Source organism: uncultured Thiodictyon sp. (assembly GCA_903837595.1).
In the GTDB taxonomy this organism is placed as follows: domain Bacteria; phylum Pseudomonadota; class Gammaproteobacteria; order Chromatiales; family Chromatiaceae; genus Thiodictyon.
Window position 1 is genome coordinate 1 of record CAILVI010000011.1, and the last position, 24,015, is coordinate 24,015.

At 66.1% G+C, this 24,015-nt stretch carries 18 protein-coding genes; 7 read left to right on the plus strand and 11 right to left on the minus strand.

Going from position 1 to position 24,015, the window contains the following annotated elements; genetic code table 11:
• A partial coding sequence (locus QZY44_RS00635; protein ID WP_295440768.1) for a TIGR03013 family XrtA/PEP-CTERM system glycosyltransferase occupies nt 1–1,480 on the minus strand: 1,480 nt, incomplete at its 3' end.
• Nucleotides 1,481–1,635: 155 nt separating this feature from the next.
• Between QZY44_RS00635 and tviB the strand changes: the two genes are divergently transcribed.
• Both tviB and QZY44_RS00645 read left to right on the plus strand, forming a co-directional pair.
• Nucleotides 1,636–2,934, plus strand: coding sequence for a Vi polysaccharide biosynthesis UDP-N-acetylglucosamine C-6 dehydrogenase TviB (gene tviB / locus QZY44_RS00640; protein WP_295440771.1), 1,299 nt, complete (start codon nt 1,636–1,638; stop codon nt 2,932–2,934).
• A gap of 22 nt (nt 2,935–2,956) precedes the next feature.
• Nucleotides 2,957–3,964: an NAD-dependent epimerase gene (locus tag QZY44_RS00645; protein WP_295440774.1), complete on the plus strand. Its 1,008-nt coding sequence runs from the start codon at nt 2,957–2,959 to the stop codon at nt 3,962–3,964.
• A 34-nt stretch (nt 3,965–3,998) separates the two neighbouring features.
• On the opposite strand, the gene QZY44_RS00650 is transcribed toward QZY44_RS00645, so the two are convergent.
• The 5 genes from QZY44_RS00650 to QZY44_RS00675 all read right to left on the minus strand — a co-directional run bounded on the left by QZY44_RS00650 (nt 3,999) and on the right by QZY44_RS00675 (nt 10,106).
• Entirely contained in the window at nt 3,999–4,943 is a 945-nt protein-coding gene (locus tag QZY44_RS00650; RefSeq protein WP_295440777.1) for a recombination-associated protein RdgC, read from the minus strand.
• 457 nt (nt 4,944–5,400) lie between these two features.
• Nucleotides 5,401–8,280: a DUF349 domain-containing protein gene (locus tag QZY44_RS00660; RefSeq protein WP_295440780.1), complete on the minus strand. Its 2,880-nt coding sequence runs from the start codon at nt 8,278–8,280 to the stop codon at nt 5,401–5,403.
• Between the two features lie 9 nt (nt 8,281–8,289).
• A complete protein-coding gene (locus tag QZY44_RS00665) occupies nt 8,290–8,940 on the minus strand; it encodes an MBL fold metallo-hydrolase (RefSeq protein WP_295440871.1) in 651 nt (216 codons plus the stop codon).
• A 165-nt stretch (nt 8,941–9,105) separates the two neighbouring features.
• Nucleotides 9,106–9,342 carry a YdcH family protein gene (locus tag QZY44_RS00670; RefSeq protein ID WP_295440783.1) on the minus strand — a complete coding sequence of 79 codons (237 nt, stop codon included), beginning with the start codon at nt 9,340–9,342 and terminating at the stop codon, nt 9,106–9,108.
• A 248-nt stretch (nt 9,343–9,590) separates the two neighbouring features.
• On the minus strand, nt 9,591–10,106 hold the full coding sequence (locus QZY44_RS00675) for an OmpH family outer membrane protein (RefSeq protein WP_295440786.1): 516 nt from the start codon (nt 10,104–10,106) through the stop codon (nt 9,591–9,593).
• Nucleotides 10,107–10,371: 265 nt separating this feature from the next.
• Between QZY44_RS00675 and QZY44_RS00680 the strand changes: the two genes are divergently transcribed.
• From QZY44_RS00680 to QZY44_RS00700, 5 genes are all read left to right on the plus strand, one after another.
• Nucleotides 10,372–10,911 carry a DUF2058 domain-containing protein gene (locus tag QZY44_RS00680; protein WP_295440874.1) on the plus strand — a complete coding sequence of 180 codons (540 nt, stop codon included), beginning with the start codon at nt 10,372–10,374 and terminating at the stop codon, nt 10,909–10,911.
• Between the two features lie 16 nt (nt 10,912–10,927).
• Nucleotides 10,928–11,698, plus strand: a complete 771-nt coding sequence (locus QZY44_RS00685) for a TatD family hydrolase (protein WP_295440789.1) — start codon at nt 10,928–10,930, stop codon at nt 11,696–11,698.
• 173 nt (nt 11,699–11,871) lie between these two features.
• Nucleotides 11,872–13,158 (plus strand): hypothetical protein, encoded by a 1,287-nt coding sequence (locus QZY44_RS00690; RefSeq protein ID WP_295440792.1) that lies wholly within the window; start codon nt 11,872–11,874, stop codon nt 13,156–13,158.
• A gap of 23 nt (nt 13,159–13,181) precedes the next feature.
• Nucleotides 13,182–18,398: a DUF6531 domain-containing protein gene (locus QZY44_RS00695; RefSeq protein ID WP_295440795.1), complete on the plus strand. Its 5,217-nt coding sequence runs from the start codon at nt 13,182–13,184 to the stop codon at nt 18,396–18,398.
• Nucleotides 18,399–18,503: 105 nt separating this feature from the next.
• Complete coding sequence (locus QZY44_RS00700) at nt 18,504–19,094, plus strand: thrombospondin type 3 repeat-containing protein (RefSeq protein WP_295440798.1); 591 nt, start codon at nt 18,504–18,506, stop codon at nt 19,092–19,094.
• A gap of 139 nt (nt 19,095–19,233) precedes the next feature.
• Here QZY44_RS00700 and QZY44_RS00705 read toward each other — a convergent pair whose 3' ends face one another.
• The 5 genes from QZY44_RS00705 to QZY44_RS00725 form a co-directional block, all read right to left on the minus strand.
• Nucleotides 19,234–19,623 carry a HEPN domain-containing protein gene (locus QZY44_RS00705; protein WP_295440801.1) on the minus strand — a complete coding sequence of 130 codons (390 nt, stop codon included), beginning with the start codon at nt 19,621–19,623 and terminating at the stop codon, nt 19,234–19,236.
• Entirely contained in the window at nt 19,620–19,940 is a 321-nt protein-coding gene (locus QZY44_RS00710) for a nucleotidyltransferase domain-containing protein (RefSeq protein ID WP_295440804.1), read from the minus strand. Before QZY44_RS00710 ends, QZY44_RS00705 begins: the two co-directional genes overlap by 4 nt.
• Before the next feature lie 177 nt (nt 19,941–20,117).
• The gene (locus QZY44_RS00715) at nt 20,118–20,816 is read right to left on the minus strand and encodes a hypothetical protein (protein WP_295440806.1); all 699 of its coding nucleotides are present in this window, start codon (nt 20,814–20,816) and stop codon (nt 20,118–20,120) included.
• A gap of 6 nt (nt 20,817–20,822) precedes the next feature.
• Nucleotides 20,823–22,085, minus strand: coding sequence for a VWA domain-containing protein (locus QZY44_RS00720; protein ID WP_295440809.1), 1,263 nt, complete (start codon nt 22,083–22,085; stop codon nt 20,823–20,825).
• Between the two features lie 222 nt (nt 22,086–22,307).
• Complete coding sequence (locus QZY44_RS00725; protein WP_365302899.1) at nt 22,308–23,927, minus strand: alpha/beta-hydrolase family protein; 1,620 nt, start codon at nt 23,925–23,927, stop codon at nt 22,308–22,310.
• Between the last annotated feature and the right edge of the window lie 88 nt (nt 23,928–24,015).

Genomic DNA, 24,015 nt, shown 5'->3' on the forward strand with positions numbered 1-24,015 from the left:
CGAGCGTCAGGGCAGTCCCGACCGTCTGTTCGGCCGCGAATGTGTCTCCGGCGGCGCAGTCTTCCTTGGCACGCAGGTAAAGACCCTGCGCCTTCTGGACCAAGGCCTCGACAAACCACCCCTTCAAAGAAGCTTTTTGTAAATCAGCTCCGACGATCGCTATATCGAGGAATAGGCCGGCGTGCTTGACATAGTAGAGGTCATATTCGAGCTTGCGCCGGGCGTCCTCGTCATCGGAACCATAGGGATACAGCAGTTGCGCCCAACCGGTAACCCCGGGTTTGACGCGATGACGCTCCGTGTAGAATGGAATACTGGCGGAGAGTCGCTCGACAAACTCCGGGCGCTCAGGGCGGGGGCCAACCAGACTCATGTGACCCCGCAGGACATTGAAGATCTGGGGGAGTTCGTCCAACCGCGTATTGCGCAAGAAAAGGCCCAAGCGGGTGATGCGAGTGTCGTTCTTGGTGGCCCAGCGTGCTACCCCGTCGGCCTCGGCATCGACCCGCATGCTCCGGAACTTGTGGACATGAAACAACCGGCCGTGCTGTCCGACTCTGACCTGGTGGTAGAGAATCGGCCCCCGGCCCCGCGACGCGATCAGGCTGGCAGCCGTGATCAACAGCATCAGTGGGCCCGCAACGACCAACATCGCCAGTGTCGCCGTCAGGTCAAACAGTCGCTTACTCAGCCTGGTCGCCAGCCCCATACGAAACCCTTTGGACGAGAGAAAGATCCAGCTGGGATACAGCAGGTCGATCTTAATGATCTGGAGTTCCTTTTCAAAGAAGGCGAGCAAGTCCAGGACCTCGAATCCGCCGAACTTGCAGTCGACCAACTCGGCTACCGGCAAGGTCCCGCGTTGATCGTCGACGGCCACCACCACCTCGTCGGCGCCATACTGCTTGGCCAACTCCATGAGCGGCCGATTCGACCACAGCAATTTGTCCCCATCGACCAGGGAGCGAGTGTTGGGTAAGGGTACGTAGCCCACGACCGCGAAGCCCAAGGTATGGTCCCGCGCGACCCGCTCCGCGATGGTTTGGGCACGGCGACCGGCCCCCAGCACCAGGACGCGGCGGCGGCGCGACTCGACATTGACCAGGCGCGTGAAGACGAGGCGCACCAAACCGATTCCGATGAAGGAGAAGACCAGGCTCAGACCGAGGATTCCGCGCGCCGTGAACGGCGCAGGAACAACGAAAACCCCTACTGATAAAATAGTAACGCCGAGTAGGAAGACCAGGCCGAGCCGCACCGCGAAGGCGGCCTCGCCGACATGGGCATCGCGTTGATAAAGGCCCATGGCGACCATGGATGCACTCATGGTGATGGCGAAAAAGAGGCTGGTGATCAGCCAGTAGACGGGTGCCGGGGCGGCCGGCAAGGTCCGGCCAAAATGCGTCCAGACGCCGAGTTGGGAGGCGAGGAAAAAGACGAACGCCTCAATGACTGCCAGATAGATATAAGTTTTCGACACGTTCGTTCCACCGCTGATTGGCCGAGTGTGTATGCCGATAAGAGGCCGAATCCTAACATATGAGGGGCAGCGGCGGACGTGCGCGGTCGCACTGACCGCGGTACGCTGTTAATATAGACTGCCGGCGGATTGCCACCCTACTGAGTCCTTGGATCATGACCCTGAATGTCTATCTGAATGCGCAACTGAACAACATCCGGGTCGGCGTGGTGGGGCTTGGCTATGTGGGGCTGCCACTGGCGGTGGAATTCGGCAAGCGTTATCCGACGGTCGGTTTTGATATCAATGATGCGCGTGTCGCCGAGCTGCTGGCGGGACGCGACAGTTCGCTCGAGGTCGCGCCGGACGACCTCCAAGGCACGACGCAACTGCGTTACACGCAGTCGGTGGGGGAGCTCGCCGAGTGCAACGTCTACATCGTCACTGTCCCCACCCCCATTGATGCGCACAAGTCACCTGACCTGCGACCGCTCGAGTCGGCCAGTCGGATGCTCGGTGGTGTGATCACGGCCGGCGATGTCGTGATCTATGAGTCGACGGTCTACCCCGGGGCCACCGAAGAGGTCTGTGTGCCGCTTATCGAGCAGGTTTCGGGGCTCAGGTACAACCAGGATTTCTATGTCGGTTACAGCCCCGAACGTATCAACCCCGGGGATAAAGAACATCGCCTGACCACGATCAAGAAGGTCACCTCCGGCTCGACCCCGAAAACCGCCGCCTTCGTCGATGCACTCTATCGCTCGATCATTACCGCGGGCACCCATCTCGCCAGCAGCATCCGGGTGGCCGAGGCGGCCAAAGTCATCGAGAATACGCAGCGCGACGTCAACATCGCCCTCATCAACGAACTCGCGCTGATCTTCAATCGGCTCGGGCTCGACACCCAGGAGGTGTTGGAGGCGGCCGGCAGCAAATGGAACTTCCTGCCCTTCCGGCCCGGACTGGTGGGTGGGCACTGCATCGGCGTCGACCCCTATTATCTGACCCATAAGGCCCAGGCGATCGGCTACCACCCGGAGATCATCCTGGCGGGACGACGGCTCAACGACCGCATGGGCGCCTATGTGGCCAAGCAGGTCGTCAAGCTCATGATGCAGCGCAGCGGCCTGTCCACCAGCACGCGGGTACTGGTATTGGGTCTCGCCTTCAAGGAGAACTGTCCGGACCTGCGCAACACGCGGGTCGTGGATATCGTCGCCGAGCTCAAGGAATATGGCATCGCCTGTGACGTTCATGACCCCTGGGTGAACCCGGACGAGGCCCGCCACGAATATGGGATCGCGCTCATCGACGAACCGCCCCCGGGGACCTATGACGCTGTGATCCTGGCGGTCGCGCACCGCCAGTTCAGCGAGTTAGGGGTCACGCGCATCCGCGGGTTCGGCAAACCCGATGCGGTGCTCTACGACGTCAAACAGTTGTTCCCCAAAGATCAGGTCGACGGACGCTTGTGAGTCGACGCGAAGGAGAATCCCGATGAAAGTATTAATCACCGGCAGCGCGGGTTTTATCGGCGCCAGCCTGGCGCGGCGGCTCCTGGAACGCGGCGATCAGGTCATCGGCGTCGACAACCTGAACGACTATTATGACGTCGCACTGAAAGAGGCGCGCCTGGCGCGGCTTCAGGGACATCCGGCGTTTGTCGACCTGCGGGTCGATATCGAGCATGGCGAGCGCCTGCGCGAGGTCTTCGAGACCTATCGGCCAGAGCGGGTAGTGAATCTCGCCGCCCAGGCCGGGGTGCGCTATTCGATTGAGAACCCGATGGCCTATGTCGCTACCAACCTAGTCGGGTTCACGAATGTACTCGAAGGGTGTCGCCATACCGGCGTCGAGCATCTGGTGTATGCCTCGAGCAGTTCAGTCTATGGCGCCAATACCACCATGCCCTTCTCGGTCCACCACAACGTGGACCATCCGGTGAGCCTCTACGCCGCGAGTAAGAAGGCCAACGAACTGATGGCCCACACCTACAGCCATCTTTACGCCCTGCCGACCACGGGACTGCGGTTCTTCACCGTCTACGGCCCCTGGGGCCGGCCGGACATGGCACTCTTCAAGTTCACCCGGGCAATCATCGCCGGCGAACCCATTGATGTCTTCAATTATGGCAAACATCGCCGGGACTTCACCTACATCGACGATATCGTCGAGGGTGTGATCCGGGTATTAGACCGGGTCGCCCCGGGCAACCCCGAGTGGTCCAGCGCGCAACCGGATCCGGCCAGTAGTCGCGCGCCCTACCGCCTCTACAATATCGGCAACAGCGCGCCGGTCGAGCTCATGGAGTACATCGCCGTACTCGAGCGCAGCCTCGGCCGGAAGGCACAATTGAACCTATTGCCCCTGCAACCGGGGGACGTGCCGGACACCTATGCGGACGTGAGCGATCTGGTCAGGGACACGGGCTATCAGCCAAAGACCTCGGTCGCTGACGGGGTGGGTCGCTTCGTCGCCTGGTATCGGGATTTCTACAAGGTATAACGCTGGAAAGCGTGAGCAATTTCCGGATTTAGGATTATTTCCAAGGTGGAAGGGCAGTCCCCGTTGAAGTCCCCGCGCCCCCCTCCTCACCGATCAGGCCGAAGATGGTGTCCATGCGCACGAATAGCTCACGCAGTTGCAGGGCCATGAGTGCAAACTCGGCATCCAGCCGCGCCGCCGGATCGTCCTGGTCGTCGATCTCATCGAGCAGCGCATCGCCCACCTTCAGGCGTTTGAGCGACAGGTCGTCCGCCAGGACAAAGCTCAGCCGCTCGTCCCAGTCCAAGGCCAGTTTCACCACCTGCTTGCCGGCGCGCAGGTGGTTGAGGATCTCGTCACTGCTCAAATCCTGCCCCTTGCAGCGAATGACGCTCCCGCTATCCTCGGCGTCGCGCAATTCGCAGGCGTCCGCGGGGACGAAATCGGCGGGGGCGTCACCGGCCAGCAACCAGGTGGTGAGGATGCCCGCGGGGGCCTGGCGCGGGGTGGCGGGCTTGGCCGGCAGGGTCTCGAGCGTGACGCGCAGCAGTGAGATAGCCTCCTCGGCCGTCTTCTCACTGGCCGCATCGACCACCAGCCAATTGGACTCGGTATCGATATAAAACAGGGTGCGCCGCGAGCGGGTGAAGGCGCGCGGGAGCATCTCGGTGACAATCTGCTCGCGCAGCGACCGGCGCTCGGAGCGGCCGACATCGCGCCCCTCGCTGGTCTCGATCTCCGCGATGCGCTCGTCCACCGCCTCGGCCACGGCCGCGGACGGCAGCAGCCGCTCCTGCTTACGCATGCACAGCAGCAGGCAGCCGCCCACCCCATGGACCAAGCCTGACGTCTCATCCCCCAGCGGCGCCGACCAGCCGAGTGTGGCGACCTCCACCGGGCCGCAGGGACGGAACCGGCGGGTGCCCAGCGCCTCCTCCAGGTCAGCGGCAGGCAGGCCGAAGGGCGTCCCCAAGCGATACATCCTGGCGTTCTTGAACATCGAAAATCCCTCGGCTAAAAGGCTCGGGATTATCCTCGAGTGGTGCCGGGCGCGCTATGGGTTTTCCGGATCAGGCGCTCAGATCACGCACCGAGGCGGGCAGCCGATCCAGGCGCTGGCGCTCTCGGTCGTCGAACAGGCGGCGGGAGCCGAGCTACGCCGCCGCCACCGACCCCAGGACAGTACCCGCGGAGATCACGAACATCATCTGGATCTGGTATTTGGCCGCCTCAATGGGTGGGCTGCTGCCAGGATTTGACCGGTCGTCATCCCCGGGCGGCTGAGCGGGGCTGCGGTGGCCATGGCGGTGCGGCTCGGTGTCAGGCCGGCCCGTAACGAGTCGCAGCAGATTGTGGAATACTTGCCCAGTTTCAGTGCGGCGCGGCCCATCAGCGGGACGCAACGCTGCGGTCGCTTGCGAGATCGAGCCGCACTGGGGTGCGGCGCCCCCAAGCGCTCAGGCCGCCTCGGACTCCTCCGCCTGGGCGCTCGGTCCTCCCCTCGCCAGCGCTTGCCGCACCAACTCCACCCGCGCCTCCAGGTCCGCATCCCGCGGCGCCGGGCCCAGCAGGTACCAGGTGCGCAGCAGGTCGGCGGCGCCGCGCAGGCTGTCGGCCTCGCCCTCGCTCATACGCTCGGCGAGCCGACCGACCTGGAGCCGCAGCCGCTCCGGGGCCAGGGCCGCGGGGGATTCCACCCCGGCGGCGACCTCCAACTCCAGACAGAGACGCTCGCGCCGCTCGGCGTTGGCCTGGCATTGGTCGCGCAGCGCGACCCGTTGCGCCGGGTCGGCGGCGGCGGCCAGGGCAACGCGCCAACGCGCGGTCAGGGCCTCCTGCTGGCCGCGGTCCGGTAATTCCGGCAGGTTGGCCCAGGTCTGTTCGGCGGTAGCCACATCGACCGGGGTCGCCGCCGGGTCCAGCAGGCCTTGCTCCAGGTCCCGGCACAGGGCCGCCCGGCGCAGCAGCAGGTCGAAGACCTCGCGCCCGGCAGTGTCTTCGAGCTCCTGGTGGCGCTGCCGCAGGCGTTCACGCGCCTCTTGCCAACGGCGGTTCAGGGCCGCGGTGGCGGCGCGCGGGAGCGGGAGCGATTCCTCATCGCGCCAACGCTGTTCGAGGTCGTGCAGTGCGGCGGCCAGCCGGCGCGGGTCGTCCTGCGCGGCGGCGCAGGCCAGGGCCTCGTCGCAGAGGGCCGCGCGGGCGGCCACGTTGGCGTCGGCCTCGCCGCGTTGTGCCTGGTGCTGGGCGGCGCGGCGCTCGAAGACCGCGTCGCAGGCGGCGCGAAAACTCTGCCAGAGGCGGTTCTCGTCGCGCTGGCGGGCCGCCACCGTGGTGCGCCACTGGCGCTGGAGGGCCTTGGTTTCCTCAATCGCCGCGTCCAGGTCCGGCCGCTCCGCGGCCGCGCGCACGCGCTCGATGAGCTCGCGCTTGAACGCCTGATTGCGCGCCCGCTCGACATCCAGCCGGTGGTCGAGTGCGTCGGTTGCCTGACGGTACCTGCGCTCCAGCCGACGGCGCTCGCGCGGCTCGCAGTGACCGATCAGTGACCAGGCGTGCCGGACCTCGGTGCCCGCCCGCACCACCCGCTTCCAGTCCACCCGCTCCCAGTCGACCTGCGACAGAAAGTCCTCCAACTGCCGACACACCTGCTCGCGGGCGCTGCGGTTGGCCTCCTGTTCCTCCGCCTGGGCCGTAAGCCAAGGGCGGATCCGCTCGGCGACCGCCGCGGCCCCCTGGTGGAAGCGCTCCAAGAGTGCCTTGTTGACGGGGGAGCCGGCGCGGTCCACCTCGGCCCAGTCGGTCTTGAGTGCGTGGAGCCGCTCGGCGACCGCCGCCAACGGCAGGCCCTGTTCGCGCAGCGCCTCAATGGCCTCGCACAGGGCCTCGCGGTGCTGGTCCGCGCCCCAGCGACGCCAGTGCTGCAGGTCACGCACGCGCGGACCCAGCTCCCGCAGTCGGGCCTGGAGGTCCGCGGTCGCGCCCTTGGGCAGGCCGCTGGTCTGGATGAGGTCCAGGGCGGCCTGGAGGCTCTGAAGGATGGGGTCGGCCTTTTTCAGCTCCCCGGCCTCGATCAGGGCCTGCAGTGCGTCGATGCGGGCTGGGAGCTCTGCAAGGCGATGCTCGGCCTGGCGGTGCTGGTGCTTGAGGCGTGCCTCCAGGCGATCGGCCAGGTCGGTGAAGGCGGCCACCGCGGCGTCCCCGGTGAACCCTGCCGCCAGGGCGCGCCCCTGCGCAATCAGGGTGCGGGTCTGGGTCAGGTCCAGCGGTTTGGACAGCGCGAGTAACTGCTCGGCCTTGGCCGCCGCGTGGCCCAGCCGCTCGACCTGGCGAGTGCGCTCGGCCAGGGCCTGACCCGCGGCCGCGACGCTCTGCAGGTGCTGGTTGAAGCGCCGCTCCTGGTCGCGCTGTTCGGCGTCCGGCGCCGCACCCAGGGCGGCCCAGTCGGCCGTCAGCCGTGCCCCGACCTCCAGTTGTGCCGCTGCGTCGAGCGCGGCGAGCCCTGCTGCCTGCGCGATCAGCGCCTCGCGCCGGGCCGCCAGGGCGATGAGGGTCTCCTTGGTCGCCAGCTGGGCCGCGTTGGCGGCCTGATAGGCGTCGTGGGCGGCGATGAAGCAGGCGCGGGCGGCGGCATAGCGCACCTGCAATTCAGGCTGCGCCTGGGGCGCCGCCTCGGCCCACTGGCGGTCCAGATGCCCGAGCAGTGCGCGGTCCTGGGTCCACTGCTGGAGGTGTCCAAGGCGCTCGGCCCGCTCGCACAGGTCCGCGCACAGGGCGTTGATACGCTGGGGCGCCGCCTCCTGTTCGGCCTGTTGCCGCAGTTTCTCGCGCACCGCGCGGTACACCGCCTTGTCCTTCTTGCCGATCTGCCGGGCCACCTGCTCCAGACCCACCCGGTCATCGAGCCGCGCCACCGCCGCGCCCCGATTGGCCGCCGTCGGGTCATGCAGGGCACAGTCCACCAGCACCGCGGGGTTGGCGACCCGCGCGATGGCGGCGCGGCGCAGCGGTGCGTCATGCCCTTCCCGCGCCAGGGACTCCACCACCCGAAGGTCCGCGACCCCGGCGAACTCGGTGAGCCGCTCTTCCACGGTCAGGCCGGCCTGCTCAGTGCCCGCCAGCAGGTGGCGGTAACGGGTGGCGGCGAGCTCGCGCACACCCGCGTCACTGTCGCTGGTGAGGATGTCACGCAGTTGGGGGAGGCTCGCCAGGCGCCGGACCGCATCGCGCCTGACGTCGAGTGCGTTGTGTTCGCGCGCCAGTTCCGGGAGGTTTTCCGGCGGCGCCGGTTTCTTCCCCAGGACCTGGCGCGTCTTATTCAGTAAGCGATTGAATAGCATTTGCAATCCTCACAGGGGCGAGCGGGCGGCCGGCCTCACGAACGGATTGGTCCGGCGCTCCGTCCCAAAGGTCGACGTGGGCCCGTGGCCGGGGATGAACCGCACGTCATCCCCCAGGGGAAAGAGTCGTTCGGTAATCGATTCGATGAGCTGTTGGTGGTTTCCCCCCGGGAGATCGGTGCGCCCGATGGAGCCCTGGAAGAGCACGTCACCGATCTGGGCGAGCCGTCCCGCGGCATGGAAATACACCAGATGACCCGGGGAGTGCCCCGGACAGTGCAGGACCTCGAGGGTCGCCTCACCCACCGTGACGGTATCGCCCTGCGCTAACCAGTGATCGGGTTCGAAGCCGCGCAGTGGCGGCACGCCGAACATCGCACACTGCTGGTCCAGGGCCTCGATCAGGAAGGCGTCGTCCAGGTGGGGGCCCCAGACCGGAATGCCCAGGTGGTCGACCAGGTCGGCCGTGGCGCCGACATGGTCCAGGTGCCCGTGGGTCAGCAGGATGCGTTCGGGTTCGAGCTTCAGATCCTCGAGCAGGCGCAGGATGCGCGGCGCCTCCCCTCCGGGATCGATGACGACGGTGCGCCGGGTCGCCTCGCACCACAGCAGGGTGCAATTCTGTTGGAAGAGGGTGACTGGAAGGGTACGGAAGTCCATGGCGGTCTCGCTGCTGTGCGGCGCGGGCGGGTTGGCTGCCATGGTTCCACCCCGGGGCCGGGATGTCCAGACGGCGCCGGGGCGGTCTTCAAGGTACTGTGGGTCCGCGCGGGACCCGAGATGGCCACCGCGGCGGCGGTCCCGGGTGTCCCCTGCGGCGGTGGGTCAGCCGTGCAGGATCCGGTAGAGGCGGTCCTTGAGGACCAGGCGCTCCTTCTTCAGCTCTTCGATGGTCTCGTCGGCCACCGGGATACCCAGCTCTTCGAGCTGACGAACGCGGGCATCCAGGTCGTCATAGTCGTTCATGAGACGGGCGAAGTCCGGGTTGGACGCGCGCAGGCCCTCGATTTTGCCTTCCAGCTCCGGAAACTCGTGCAGGAGGTTGTGGGGTTCGCCAAGCATGGGATGGATTCCTCTTCGTGTGTGTGCCGGCCGCGCGGCGCGGCGGTGAGTCGATGGATGGTCTGGTCGTCGGGCCGGTTGCGGTCGCACCGGCCAGGGGGCGTGCCGCGGCCGTCGGGCTCCGTCCCCGCGTCGCGGAGGATCCGGCACCCGCTGGACGTCTGGTACCGCGCTAGTTTAACCCCAGACCGAATAAGTGGAAATACCCTAAGTGACAGCGATTGCGGCGGGTGGTCCGCCGGCGGCGGCTACTTGGTGTTCGCATCCATCTGCTTGATCACGTCCTCGGTGATGTCCACTCCCTTGTCCACGAACACGACGCCGCCCTGGCCGCGCTCCACGACCATGCCGAGTTTCTTCTGCTTGGCCACTGCCTCCAACGCCTTCGAGGCCGGCGCCATCAGCTCTCGGCTGCGTTCCTGCTCGGTCTTCATGAACTCCTCCTGGATGGGCGCGGCCTTCTTCTGGAAGGCCTCGATCCGTTTCTTGAGCTCGGCCTGCTTCTTTTCCAACAGGTCTTTGCTCATCAGCGCGGACTCGCGCGCCAGACTCGCCTGGGCCTCGCGGATGGCCTTTTCCTCCTCGCGCATCGGCGCGGCCTTGGGCTCCAATTCCTTGCGCAGTTGCTCCTGGACCTTGAGCCCCATCTTGCTCTTCTCGAGCACCGCAGTCATGTCCACCGACCCGATGTCAGTGGCCTGGGTGGCGCCGAAGGGCACGGCCAAGGTCAACAGTAAGGCGCGACAGAGGTGCCGATTTGACATGGATAAAGCTCCTGAATTCAGAGAGTAAGGGCTATGCTGGGCGCGGCGATCAAGGCGCTCCGGGGGCGTCGACGGTGCGCGTGGGGGAGGCCCACGAGCGTGACCGGCACGCCGACTGCCAGTGATTCTACCAGGACCCGCCGCCGACCCCCATGCGGGCGCGCCGTGGGGTGTCGCGCGCAACGGCTTGCGTCGGCGGCCCCGCTATCGGATGCTCTGCACCCTCGGGGCCGCGCCGGCCCATTATGACAAGGGTGATGGCATCGTGGGTAACTCGCTCCAAGAGCAATTATTGAAGGCCGGTCTGGTCAGCGAGCACCGGCTCAAGGAGACGCGCACCGACAAGCGCAAGAGCGTCAAACAACCCGGCGGGCGGGCCGCCGCGGCCGACGACCCGGCGCGCCGGGCGGCCGAGGAGGCGCGCGCCGAGAAGGCCCGTAAGGACCGCGAACTCAATCGCCGCCAGCAGGAAGAGGCGCAGCAGCGCGCCCGCGAGAACGATATCCGCCAGTTGATCCATGCCCACCGCGTGGTCCGCGAGGGCGGCGACCTGGCCTACAACTTTACCGATGGCACGGCGCTCAAGCGCCTCTATGTGAACCGCGACCAGCATGCCCGGCTGGTCGACGGCCGTCTGGCCCTGGTGCGGCAGGACACCTTCTACGAACTGGTCCCGGTGGAGATCGCCGTGCGCCTGCGCGAGTGGGACGCGAGCCTGGTGCTTGTACACAACAAGCCCGCACCGCCGCCGGCCGCGGACGATCCCTATGCCGAGTTCCAGGTGCCGGACGACCTGATGTGGTGAGCGTCGGCGGCGGCGCATGGAACTGATCGACACCCACTGCCACCTGGATTGCCCCGAGTTCGACCCGGACCGGGCGGCCGTGCTGGGGCGCACCCGCGCCGCCGGGGTGCGGGGGCTGGTGATCCCGGCGATCCACCGGGCGGGCTGGCCGGGGCTGCTCGCACTGTGTGAGACGGATGCGGACCTGTATCCGGCCCTGGGGTTACACCCGGTGTATCTTGATCAGCACCAGGACGCTGACCTGCCGGCCCTGGAGCGCGCCATTGCGGACCACCGGGTGCTGGCGATCGGCGAGATCGGGCTCGACTATTTTGAGCGTGAACTGGATCGGGAGCGCCAGCAGGCCCTGTTTGAGGCGCAACTCGCCATCGCCCGCGCCGCCGACCTGCCGGTGTTGCTGCATGTGCGCAAGGCCCACGCGCAGGTCCTGGCAGCACTCAAGCGCAACCCGGTGCGCGGAGGCATTGCACACGCCTTCAGCGGCGGGCTGGCGGAGGCGCGCCGCTATCTGGACCTCGGCTTTGCGCTCGGTTTTGGCGGTATGCTGACCTTTGCGCGGTCCACCAAGCTGCGCGCACTGGCCGCGGCGCTACCGTGCGGCGCCATCGTCCTGGAGACCGACGCCCCGGATCTCACCGTCGCCGCCCATCAGGGCGAGCGCAACAGCCCGGAATATCTGCCGGACGTGCTGGCCGCCCTGGCCCAAGTGCGCGGCGAAGACCCGGCCGGGTTGGCGCAGCGCACCAGCGCGACGGCCCGGCGGGTGCTGGGATTGCCGCAGGGCTAATGCCGATACCGAAAAAAGGCTTGGCTGCGGTAGGTTTATAAGCTAGCATGTGCCCGAATATCGATCGGCTCGCCTGGTCCCGATCGATGCGAGACCCCTTACGCCGACCCCGAATCGCCTGCGACGCACGGCTGGTTCGGCCGCAAGGCCATTCGAGTGAAAGGATTTTTGCCATGCCGCGCTACCCCCTGGTTGCATTTGCGCTACTGTTCTGCCTGCTGTGCCCGCCGGTGTGGTCGGCCGAGATCCCTGTGGCGCCGGGGACCGGCACCCTGAACGCCGCGGCGGCGAGTGCCAGCCCCGGGGACACCCTGGTGTTGCAGGAGGGGAGCTATGCCGGCGATACCTCGCTTACCAAGTCACTGACCATCCGGCCGGTGGCGCGCGGGACCCACGCCTTCATCACCGGCACCCTGACGGCCGCCGCGGACGGGATCAGCGTGACGGTGCAGGGCCTCAAGTTCACCCAGAACTTCCTGGTGACCCAGCATCCGGCCGCGGTGCGTCTGCTGGAAAACGATTTTACCGCCGGCAACATACTCATCACCGGTCCCATCGGGTCCAGTGCGGTGGTGGATGCGGCACCGGCGCTGGTGATCGTTGGCAACGGCCTGACGGGTGGTGGGATCATCAATGAGGGAGCCGACTATGGGAGCGGGGCCTCGTATATCGCCGGCAATACACTGTACGGCGGTTCGATTGGGGTCTATTCACCGAGCTCGATCGTTGGCAACGACCTGCGCGGCGGCCCTAACACGATTATTCATGCCAGGGGTGGCTTAGCGCGGATTCTGGCCAATCGGGTGTACTCGACTGCCGAAATTTACACCTCGCCGCGGCAAGGGGTCATTTATACGACATCCGCCTACAGCCTGGTCGCGGACAATATTATCGAGGTCCAATCTACGGGCAGTTACCAGATCGCCATCGCTACTGCCGGCACGGGCTATGCGACCATCACCAACAATATCATTCGCGGCCTTGGCTCACCGAGATCCAGTAGCTGGGCCATCTACTCGTCCAGCGGCGTCTCGCGGGTCTCCGGCAACATCATCATGGACTTTGCGGAGCGGAACAATTCTCCACCGATCAACGTCACCTCCGTGAGCCAGGACATCAGCAACAATCTCTGCTACAACGGCTCCGTGGGCTGCCCGGCCGGCGGGGGCAATCTGAACGCGGACCCCAAATTCGTCGACCTGGTCGGCTACCGCCTGGCACCCGACTCACCGGCGATCGATGCCGGTCCGGCCGATGACGTCCTGGCCGACCTGGACCGCACCCGCAATGACATGGGCGCCTATGGCGGGCCCTGGGAGATCGGCCAGTACGACCTCCAGCGCGGCGCAACCAACTATGCCCCCTATGTTTACCCGCTGATCAGATGGGATTGGTCCCCGGCGGGCGGTGTGAGCGGGTCACTGGAGGTTCAGGCGCTCGGCGTGGCCCGGCTGCGCTGACGCGCGCTCATTAAGGCCCCGCCATGGTCACAGCGCGCGCCCGTCTGCTGCTTGCCTGTCTGCTGCCACTGTGGCTGTGGGCAGGGCTGCCCGCGGCCCTGGCGAGCGGCGGGGCCAATGCCCCGACCGCCGCCGAGGCGATCCTGGATGACCCGGGCCTGGACCCCGGCACCGGCTCCCCACTGGGCCTGGGCGGCGCGGGGGACGACCCGGTGCGTATCGGTTCGGCGCGACTGGACCTGACCAACACCGCCGCCGGCGCCCATACGCTCTATCTGCGCGTGCAGGATCAGGCGGGGCGCTGGTCCGCCACGCTCGGCCAGGGGCTCATGGTGACGGCCGATCCCGGTGGCGTGCCGCTCCCCGCCGGGGTCGTCAATACGCTACAGACGGCAGAGGCTTATCTCGATCAGGACCCGGGGCCGGGCCGCGGAACCCCGTTGGCCGCCGCGGACGGGGCGTTCAACAGCAGCCTGGAACTGGTCTTGCGACAGCTCGATCTGCACGCGGTATCGGGCAACCACACCCTGTTCGTGCGCACCCGTGATGCCGCCGGACTCTGGTCCGCCGCCATCGGCCAGAGCTTCCGTTTTACCCAGAGTGCCCCCGGCACGCTGCCGGCCGGCGGCTATAACCGGGTCGAGGCGGCTGAGGCATTCATCGATCGTGACCCCGGCCAGGGCCACGGCATCCCCCTGGCGACCGCTGCCGACGGCGCCATCGACAGCGCCATGGAGACCCTCAGCGGTCGCGCCGTGCTCAACACACTGGCGCCCGGCGTCCATGTCTTGAACCTGCGCCTGCGCGACAGCACCGGCACCTGGTCGCCCGCCACCCGGCAGACCTTCTTCGTTACGGCCCGGACAGCGCTAGCCGGGGAGGCCGGCCCGACCTGGTTGGTCGCCGCGCAGGGGCGCGTCGACGGGGGGTCGCCGAGCGCGCTGCCGGCGGATGACGGGGCCTTCGGCGATGTGGTGGAGACCGCCACTCTGACTCAATCGGTCGTGGACGGCTATCACAGTGCCGGCATCCGCTTCCAGGACAGCCGGGGGCAGTGGAGCGAAATCAGCACCGGGACCGGGATCGGCACCGGGACCGGGACCGGCAACTGTCGCGCGTTCGGGCGCCTGCTGGATGGGGCCACCAATGGCCCCTTGGCCGGGGTGACGATCAGCGCCGGCGGCTTGACGGTGACCACCGACGCCGCGGGGCAGTTCAGTCTCGTCGGTCTGGCGTGCACCCCGCAGGTGGTCACCGTGACCGTGCCCGGCTATGAGTCCTACCAGCGCTCTTGGAACCCGGCGGGCGGCGGCTGGTGGGACATCCAACTGACCCGACCGGCGGTCGCCAATGGACTGATGTGCCAGTCCGGCTTCGCCAGCGACCCGGTCAATACCGCGACCGGCAACTATGTCTATCAGCGGTTGGACCTGGCGATCCCGGGTAACGGGCTCCCGTTGCGCTTCGAGCGTACCTACAACTCCCGCGAGGCGAGTACCCCAGGTGCGCCGGGCGGCCCCTTGGGCGCCGGCTGGACCCATAGTTATCGCATCGCCGTGAGTCAGGCCGCGGGCGTCGCGACCATCACCTGGGGCGATGGTCACACCGAGACCTATACCCCCGATGGCCGCGGCGGCTACACCCCGCAATATGGCGTCTTCGACACCCTGAGCGATCAGGGGGCCGGCGCCTTTTCACTGCTGAGGCGCGACCGTACCCGCTATGACTTCGATAACGCTGGTCGGCTTACCGCCATAGCCGACCGCAATGGCAACACCCTGACCCTGGGCTATGCCGGTGCCAATCTCACACAGATCATCGATACCGCCGGCCGGACCATCGCCTTCAACTACGACGGGTCCGGGCGCCTCATCCAGGTCACCGACCCCAGCCGGCGCACCCTCCGCTATGCCTATGACGGAAATGGGGACCTGAGCACGGCCACCGACCCGCGCGGTCAGCTCACCCGCTACACCTATGATGGGCAGCACCAGATTCTGAGCGTCATCGACCCCCGCGGCCATCGCGTCGTCAACAACGGCTACGATGCGCAGCGACGCGTTGTCACCTACCAGACCGATGCCAAGGGCGGGGCCACGGCTTACAGCTATCAGGAGACCGACCGCGTCACCACCATTACCGACGCGCTGGGCGGCGTGATGGTCCACCGGCACGATGAACTGCTGCGCCTGATCCGGGCACAGGACGCCAATGGCGCCCAGACCGCCTACCGCTATGACGCCTTGGGCAATCGGACCCAGGTGACGGACAAGAATGGCCATCTGACCGAATACGGCTACGACGCCCGCGGCAATGTGACGAGCAAACGGGACGCGCTGGGCCAGGTCACCGCCATCAGCTATGACAGCGACGACAACCCGCTGACCCGCACCGACGCACTGGGCGGCGTGACCCAGTTCATCTACGACACTAAGGGCAACCTGACCGCAAGCATCGATGCACTCGGTAACCGCTCGAGCGTCACCTACAGCGGCAATGGACTGCCGCTGACCGTCACCGATCCCCTCGGCCGGACCGCGACCTTTGCCTACGATGCCGCTGGGAACCTGACCGCGGCCACGGACGCCGCCAGTCATGTCACGACCTTCGGCTACGACACCCTGGGCCGCCGCCTGACGGTGACCGACGCCCTGGGGCGGACGACGACCAGCGCCTACGATGCCGGGGATCAACTGATCACCCAGACCGACGCCGCGGGTAAGACGCTGACCTTTGACTACGACCCCAACGGCAACCGCGTCGGCATCACCGACCGGCTCGGGCGTACCACGGTCTTCGCCTACGACGAGAAAGACCTGCTGGTGTCCACCACCGACGCGCTGGGCGCCGTCCAGCGCGCGACCTATGATGCCCTGGACCGGCGTGTTGCGCTCACCGATCCCCTGGGCGCCGTCACCCGTTACGGCTACGACGCCGTCGGACAGTTGCTTGAGGTGACGGACCCGCTGGGTGGGCGCACCGTCCAGGTACACGACGCCAACGGTAACACCCTGCGGGTGACCGACCCCAACGGCAATACGACCAGCTCGGTCTACGATGCCCGCAACCGGCCGATCCGGATGACTGACGCCCTCGGGCAGGTCACGGAGATCGCCTACGATGCGCTGGATCGTCCGACCCGTGTCACCGATGCCGCCGGGCACAGCGGTCGCCGCTGGTATGACGCCCTGGGCCGCCTCACCGCAGTTGCGGACGCCGCCGGCGGGCGCATCGCCTATGGCTACAATGCGGTCGGCAAACGGGTCACGATGACCGACCCGAACGGCCATACCACCACGTACACCTACGACGCAGGCGACCGCCTGGTGCAGCAGATCGCGCCGGGCGGTGCGGTGACCCTGAATGACTATGATGCCGTGGGGCATCGCATCCGGGTGACCCGCCCGGACGGCCGCCCGATCCAATATGGCTATGACGCATTGGACCGGCTGGCGAGCATCGCGTATCCGGGCGGATCGAACGTCACATTGACCTATGACGCGGTGGGCAATCTGCTGACGATGGCCGACGGGGTCGGGTCCAGCCGCTATGTTTACGATGCACTGGATCGGCGGATCGCGGCGACCGATCCCTTCGGTCAGACCATGGGTTATAGCTACGATGCAGCCGGTCGGCGTACCGCCCTGACCTATCCGGGGGGCCGCCCGTTAACCTATGGCTACGACGCCGCTGGGCGCCTGACGGGGCTGACCGACTGGCTCGGTAACCGCACCGTCTATGCCTATGACCCGGGCGGACGACTGGTCTCCGCCGCCCTGCCGAACGGAGTCGCGACGACCTACGGTTACGATGCGGCCGACCGCTTGACCGCCCTCGCCCATCGCCGTGGCACGACCCTTCTGGCGGGATATACCTACACCCTGGATGCGCTAGGTAATCATCTGTCCGTCGACCAGACCGATACCCTCGCCCCGGCCTTGATCGCGGCGACCACGGCCAATACCGTCGATGCCGACAATCGCTTGACCCTGACCGGGGGCCTGGCCTATGGCTATGATACCCAGGGCAACCTGACCGGCCGGGGTGGGGAGGCCCTGGCCTGGGATGGCGCCGACCGGCTGATCCAGTCCGGCACCGGTGCCGGGCGGACGACCTATCGCTATGACGGTCTGGGGCGCCGCCTGGAGCGTATCCGGGGCGGCACCGCGACTCGCTATCTGCTGGATACCGCCGGATCGCTTTCACAGGTCATGGCCGAGACCGACGGGGCAGGACAACCGCGGGCCTGGTATGTCTCAGGTCTGGGCCTGGTTTCGCGTATCGGCGCGGACGGCAGCGTACGCTATTACCTGCCGGACGCCCGTGGCTCCACCGCGGCCCTCACCGACGGCACTGGCCAAGTCACCGATACCTATGCCTATGACCCCTTCGGGGCACAGTCCCGCGCGACGGGCAGCACACCCAACCCCTTCCGATATATCGGCCGCTATGGGCTGATGGACGATGGGGGCGGGCTGCTCTATGTGCGCGCCCGGTATTATGAGCCGGCGACCGGACGGTTCCTTTCCCAGGACCCCAAGCCGGGCGCCGATGACGATGGTCAGTCGCTGCATCGCTATGTCTATGCCATGAACAATCCGGTGCGGCTGATTGATGTGAGCGGGCTGTCGGCAAGGGAGGGGATTCCGTCGTCGAGTAGTTGGTCGAGCAGCGGGGGGCCTGATTTTCCGACGTCATCCGACATGGCGCATGATGGGCTGTTGACTAACCTATACGAAGATTCAAAGAAAGGCGTGGGAATCGTCGACACCATTACGGCGATCGGTTCCATAACGAAGGCTCAAGGTGGTTTCCTCTACGCATCAAGCAAGCTCGCCAAGCGTTTCAAGAAACTGAATCGCAAGACCAGCATCATCGGCAGCGTGGTGACAGTCGGCGAGGGCATCGCGAAGGTCCGTTCTGGTGAGGGAAGCCTCGAGGGCCAGTTGCTTAATGTCGATTTCACACTACTGACAGCCGCCTCGCCGATCAATCTCGGCGCCGCAGTGCTCGATCTGGGGGGCGCCGTTGTCGGCTTAGACGTCAACATCTCCGGCACCATGTCCAACCTGCAGGAGGCAGCCTTCGATCCGGTTGTGCGGGACCGGATGACGAATCGCGGAGCTGCGGCGATGCAACGGGAGGGGACACTCATGTGCGCGGTAGATCGCGATGCCTGCGGCATGAGTGCCGCCGGACATTTCATCTGGGTCGTTGGCACGGCCCTGACTTCGGAATGATGTCGAAATTTGATGCGTGGCCACAAAAACCGTGCCCACCCTATGTGTCTTACGACACCAAGCCGCACATAAAACCGGGATACTGAGCCAAGTCGGCGGTTCGCTATGATGCAACACACGAAGACCCTGCTGGGCGCATTGTCCGCACTGGCCTTGCTGATGTCAGCAAACCTGCCTGCCGGCACCCTCATCTACCAATACGATGCACTCAACCGTCTGAACGGTGTGAACTATCCAGACGGGAGCAAAATCGCTTACAGCTACGACTTAGCCGGTAACCGCTTATCCCAGGTCGTGACGGTTTCGTGGCCGGATACTGACCGGGACGGTATCCCTGATGACACCGACAATTGCCCGACCAGCCCCAATACGGACCAGGCCAACCACGATACGGATGCGCTCGGCGACGCCTGCGACCCGGATGACGACAATGACGGCACACCGGACACCGCGGACGCCTTTCCGCTCGATCCCACCGAACAGCTCGACACCGACGGCGATGGTATCGGTAACAACGCCGATCCGGACGACGACAACGACGGCGTGCCGGACGGGAGCGACAACTGCCCGCTGGTAGCGAACCCGGACCAGTCGGATCAGAATGGTGACGGGATTGGCGATGCCTGTGACCCCACGCCGACGTTCTGCTGGTCCTGTCTGCCAAATAGGGGCGGCTGGCGAGCGATCTTGAAGTAAGCCAGCGGGATACGGGTTTCGAGGCGCAACGGGCCGCATAAGGGGCCAGGCTCAATTAAATCTGCCGGGCGGAGAAGAGCTTAATTGAGCCTGGCCCCTTTTTGCTGTCTGCGGCTGACGTTTAATTGGGTGAAGGACATTAGCTTGCATCCCGAGTCGTCAAATACTTTGTTACTTCCGCCAGCAAAATGTCGGCGCGCTGGATCATCTCACGGACTTCGTCTTGAGTCAGTACCGCATCAATGCCGTAATCCCCGATCTGACGCTTATCGAAGGCGTCCAGCAGCCAGCGGTGATAGCGTGGGTCGAGGTCGCCAGTCTTGGCGAAATGGGCACCGAAGGCACCAATCGCCCCGCTATGCTTGGAGAACCGGAGCCCTTTTTCGGTCAGCAATGCCTGCACGCAGTAGAGCATCGCGTAATAGGCTCGGCTGGCGGCAAAGTCCGTATCGTCATCCGCCAGCAACCGCGTTGCAGCTCGGATAGCACGACTGGCCTTATCCAATAGCTGGCTGCCTTCTTTCGTCATGCAGCAATCGCCTCTGCATGCGCATTGGCTAAAAAGGCGGTGCGCCGCTCCCGCCAATCCCTTTCGGAGACAAAGACCCGACTGATCGTTACTCCATGCTCCAGTGACAGCCGTGAGGCTAGGTGACCGGTGCGATCGATCTCGGCGCCGTAGTGCTCGATCGAATCGAGGACGACGAGCACGTCCAAATCCGACTCGGGTTGTGCCTGGCCGCGGGCATAGGAGCCGAACAGAAAGAGCCCTTTCAGCCTCGGACCATAGATGGCCGACAGTCCGCTGCGCAGTTCCAAACGTAGATTCGTGCTCAGGTCATGCATCGGCGAGGGCTCGTGCTCTGGGTGGGCCTAGGCTTGCGTCGATTCTACGACAGACTGATCTTGGGTGGCGATGAGCCGCCGCCGGTTGCCGCGCAGCGCAGCCGCGCGGATCAGGCCCGGTGCTCCCCAGGTGCTCCGCCTCCGGCCGGAGCGCCGGGCCTCGAGACCAGGACTGGGCTAGCGCCCGGGGTCTGTCCCGTCCGGCTCAGCCACGGTGAGGGGCCGCTCGGCCAGGACCTCGTTACGCCCGCTCAACCAGCGCAGGACCAAGGTGCCCGCCTGGGCCGGCAGCTTGAGCCGCACCGGCACATAGCCGGCGATGCGGTCCTCCCGTACCAAGCCGCAGGTCACCGGGGGCGTCTTGCCCTGGGCAAACAGGCACAGCCGACCGTCGAGCCCATCCGGGGCCTTGAGCGCAATGGACAACTCCCCGCCCAGCGGTGCCCGCTCCGGGGCATCGATGGCGATCTCCACCTCGGTGACCCTGATCGGCACGTCCACCAAGGGCGCCCGGTTGTCCGCCACCCAAAGCACCCGGTAGTCCCCGGGGACGGCGGGCAGACGCAGGCGCGAGGGCTGGTAGCCGCCCTGCTTGGCCGTGCGGATCAAGGCCGCCTCAATGGTCCTGTCCTTGCCCTGCGACACCAGCCGGACCTCACCGTCGAGCCCATCCGGTCCTCGGGGCAGCACCTCGATCTGGGTCCCCTTGGGCGCGCTGGCGGGGAGCTCCAGCGATACCTCGGCTCCGTCGATACGCAGCGGCGACTCGGCCAGCACCTCCTTGCGGTCGCTGACCCACTTGAGTGTAAAGTCCCCGGGCTGGCTGGGCAGCCGCAGTTCCACCGGCTTGTAGCCCCCGATGGCGTCCGGGCGCACTCCGGCCTAGACAATGACGATGTCCTTGCCCTTGGCGACCAGCCGCACATTGCCAGCGAGGCCTTCGCTGGCCCGGATGCCCACCCGCAGCAGGGTCCCGGCCACCGCCGATTCCGGAGCCGCCAGGCCCGCCTCGGCCGGGACCAGGGCCAGGGGCGCCCGCGCCAGCAACTCCTTTCTGGCGCTCAGCCATTTCAGGTCGTAATCGCCCGCGTCGGCCGGGAGTCGCAGCTCGCAGGGCTGGTAGCCCCCGGTACGGGCCGGATGGGCGCCGCAGAAGCCCAGGTCCTGGGTGCGACCCTTGGGGTAGAGATAGACATAGCCGTCCAGCCCCTCCGGGGCCTCAAGCCCCACCTTGAGCAGGGTGCCGGCGGTGGCGGATTCCGGAACGGAGAGACGCACGTCCGACTCCACCACGGCCAGTGGCCGCTCCGCGTAGACCCGCTTGTCTTCCCCTAGCCACTTGAGCACATAAGGACCCGGCTGGGCGGGCAGTCGGATTTCCACCGGCCGATAGCCGCCCGTGGGCGCCGGCCTCACGCCACCGAACCCCAGGTCCCGGTCCCGCCCCTTGGGGAACAGATAGACATAGCCCGTGTGTCCCTCCTCGCCCTTGAACTCCACCTGGACCAGGGTGCCCTTGAGGGCCGAGTCGGGGGCGACCAGTTCCACCCTGGGCAGGGGCGGCGGCGCGGGCCTGGGCGGCGGCGGCGCGACGGGCTGGCTGACCTTGGCCGTCTCGCTCAGCGCCTGGTTCAGCTCGGCCGCATCGGCGGCGGCGATGAAGCGACCGCCGGTGGCCTCCGCCAGGCAGCGCAGGCCCTTCTGGTCCTCCAGCTTGGCGACGTCAAATCCGATGACGTGGGCGGTGAAGTCCACACCCAGCTTTTCCAACTCGGCACCCAGCGCGCAGGGGTCCATGTCGCAGGTCTCTTTGCCGTCGCTCAGGAGCACCACCGTCGCCTTGTTCTCTGCGAACTTGAGTGCCTCGGCGGCCTGCTTCACCGCCGCCGAGAGCGGGGTCATGCCCTTGGGCACCAATCCGTCCACCCGCTTTCCCAGGGCGGCCGCATCCAGCGGTCCAACCGGTACCACCGTCTCGATGTCGTTGCAGTCCCCCTTGCTGCGGTGTCCATAGACCACCAGCCCCACCTCGCGGTCCGTCGGCCAGTCTGCCAGCAGGTCCTTCAGTGCCTGCTTGGCGATGTCCATCTTGGACCGCCCATCCAGTCGGCCCCACATGCTGCCCGAGGCGTCCAGCACCAGCATGACCTGATCGGCGGCCTGGGCGGTCTGGGCGGCCAGGGTTAGGGCGCAGAGCGCGACGGCCGCACGTTAGTGGAGTCCGGTCTTCATAGGGGACCTCGTCATCGGTTGGTCGGTTTCTTGGGGCGTGAGGATTTCAGCACCTCCCGGGTCGGAATGCCAGCCTTCAACACGGCATACTCCCTGGTGCCTGAGAAGCCGGGGTCCAACCTCGCCGTTCGCCGTTCATTTGAAGATCGTCTTTAGCCGGGTCACCTCGGCGTCGCTCCAGCCGGGTGGTTGGGTCAGCGCCAGCCAGGCGTCGATGTAGTGTGCCGGCGCGAATTCGTGACCGAAGCCTTTCGGGCTGACGCCCGCCACCATGTCGGCAACCAGTTGCAGCATCGTCACGAGCGGAAACCAGCGCAGGTCAGGCGATACGTCGGGGCCGCGGGGTGCCTTGAGCCAATCCGGCTCACGCCACGCCGACTGCGGACTGAAGAAGGTGATTGGATCGCTGGCGTACTGGAGGAAGGCGATCCGAAAGGCCCCCCAGGGTTGGTCGCCCCTGTCCAGTCCGCCGTCCTGGTTCATGAACCGCACCACCGACCCGCCGCGAAAGCGGGGCAGCCACGCGGGCGATCCGGGATCGCGCTGCTCGGTCATCCGCCGCCAGGCGTCGTTGCGGAAGGGTGGGCCGCTCCAGAGTGCGCCGTTGAATGGGTCATCGATGATGTCGTAAAGATCGAACGAACGATCGGAGTTCAATGAACCCAAGCTCAATCCGTTGAGGTAGAGCCGCGGCCGCGCGTTGCGGGGCAGGCTGCGCCAGTAGCCATAAACCTCCGAGAACAGTGCGCGGGCCATCTCGGCGCCATACGCGCCCTCGGTCAGCAGTGCGAGCGGGCTGTTCAGATAGGAGTACTGGGCCGCCACCGTGGCAATGTCGCCACGATGCAGGTACTCGGCCGGATCCTGCGCTGATGCATCGATCCAGCCGGTGCCGGTCGGTGTCACCAGCAGCAGGACCGAGCGTTCAAAGCCGCCCACGCGCTTCAACTCATCCAGCGCCAGACGTGCCCTCTGCTCGGGACTGTCGGCTGAGTTCAAGCCGACATAGACGCGAATCGGCGCCGGCATCGGGGCGGAAAAAAAGCGGCTCAGGTCTTCGGCGTCGGGCCCGCCGGCAACGAAACGGCGGCCCTGGTGGCCGAGGTCTTCCCAATTGATCAGAGAAGCCTGACTTCCGGTCTGGTCGGGACGGGTGGGACGCGGCAAATCGTCCTGAATCAGCGCATCGAGTTGCTGAAACGAACGATCGGCCACACGCAGCAGGCCGCTCAGCAAGACGCCGTCGATCACGGACCAGAACAGCGCCACGGCAGCAACAATACCCAGGAGATTTGACACTCTGGGCGGCACGAAACGCCGCAGTTTGACCGAAAGCATCCGCAACACCCAGCGGAACGCGCGCGCGAGCGCCAGCAGGAGCGCGAACAACACCACCGCGATCAGGCCGAGCATCACTGGTTGCAGGCCGGCTGACGCCTCCATGCCCATCAGTTCGCGAAGCGCGTTTTGCCAATGGGTTGCCTGCCACAGAAAACTCACCGCGACCAAGAGGCAGAGCAGCGCTGCGACGGACTTGATGATGATCGCGGTACGTTCGCGCCACACCGGCAATTGCAGCGAGTTCCACAGGGCGACCGTGGCAACGCCCAGACCATAGCCGGCCGAAAATGACAGGCCGGAAAGAATGCCCTGAATGAAGAACGGCCTTGGCAGCAGCGAGGGCGCCAGAGAAAAGGCAAAGAAAACGGTCCCGACGAGTAGACCCACACTGTTTAGATACATTGGCTTTGTCATCACCCTAGGTTATTCAAGACACTTAAGCGGGACGGACACCCAATCCGCACAGACGTGGTTGGATGGCCGCCATGGGTTCCTCTTGCAA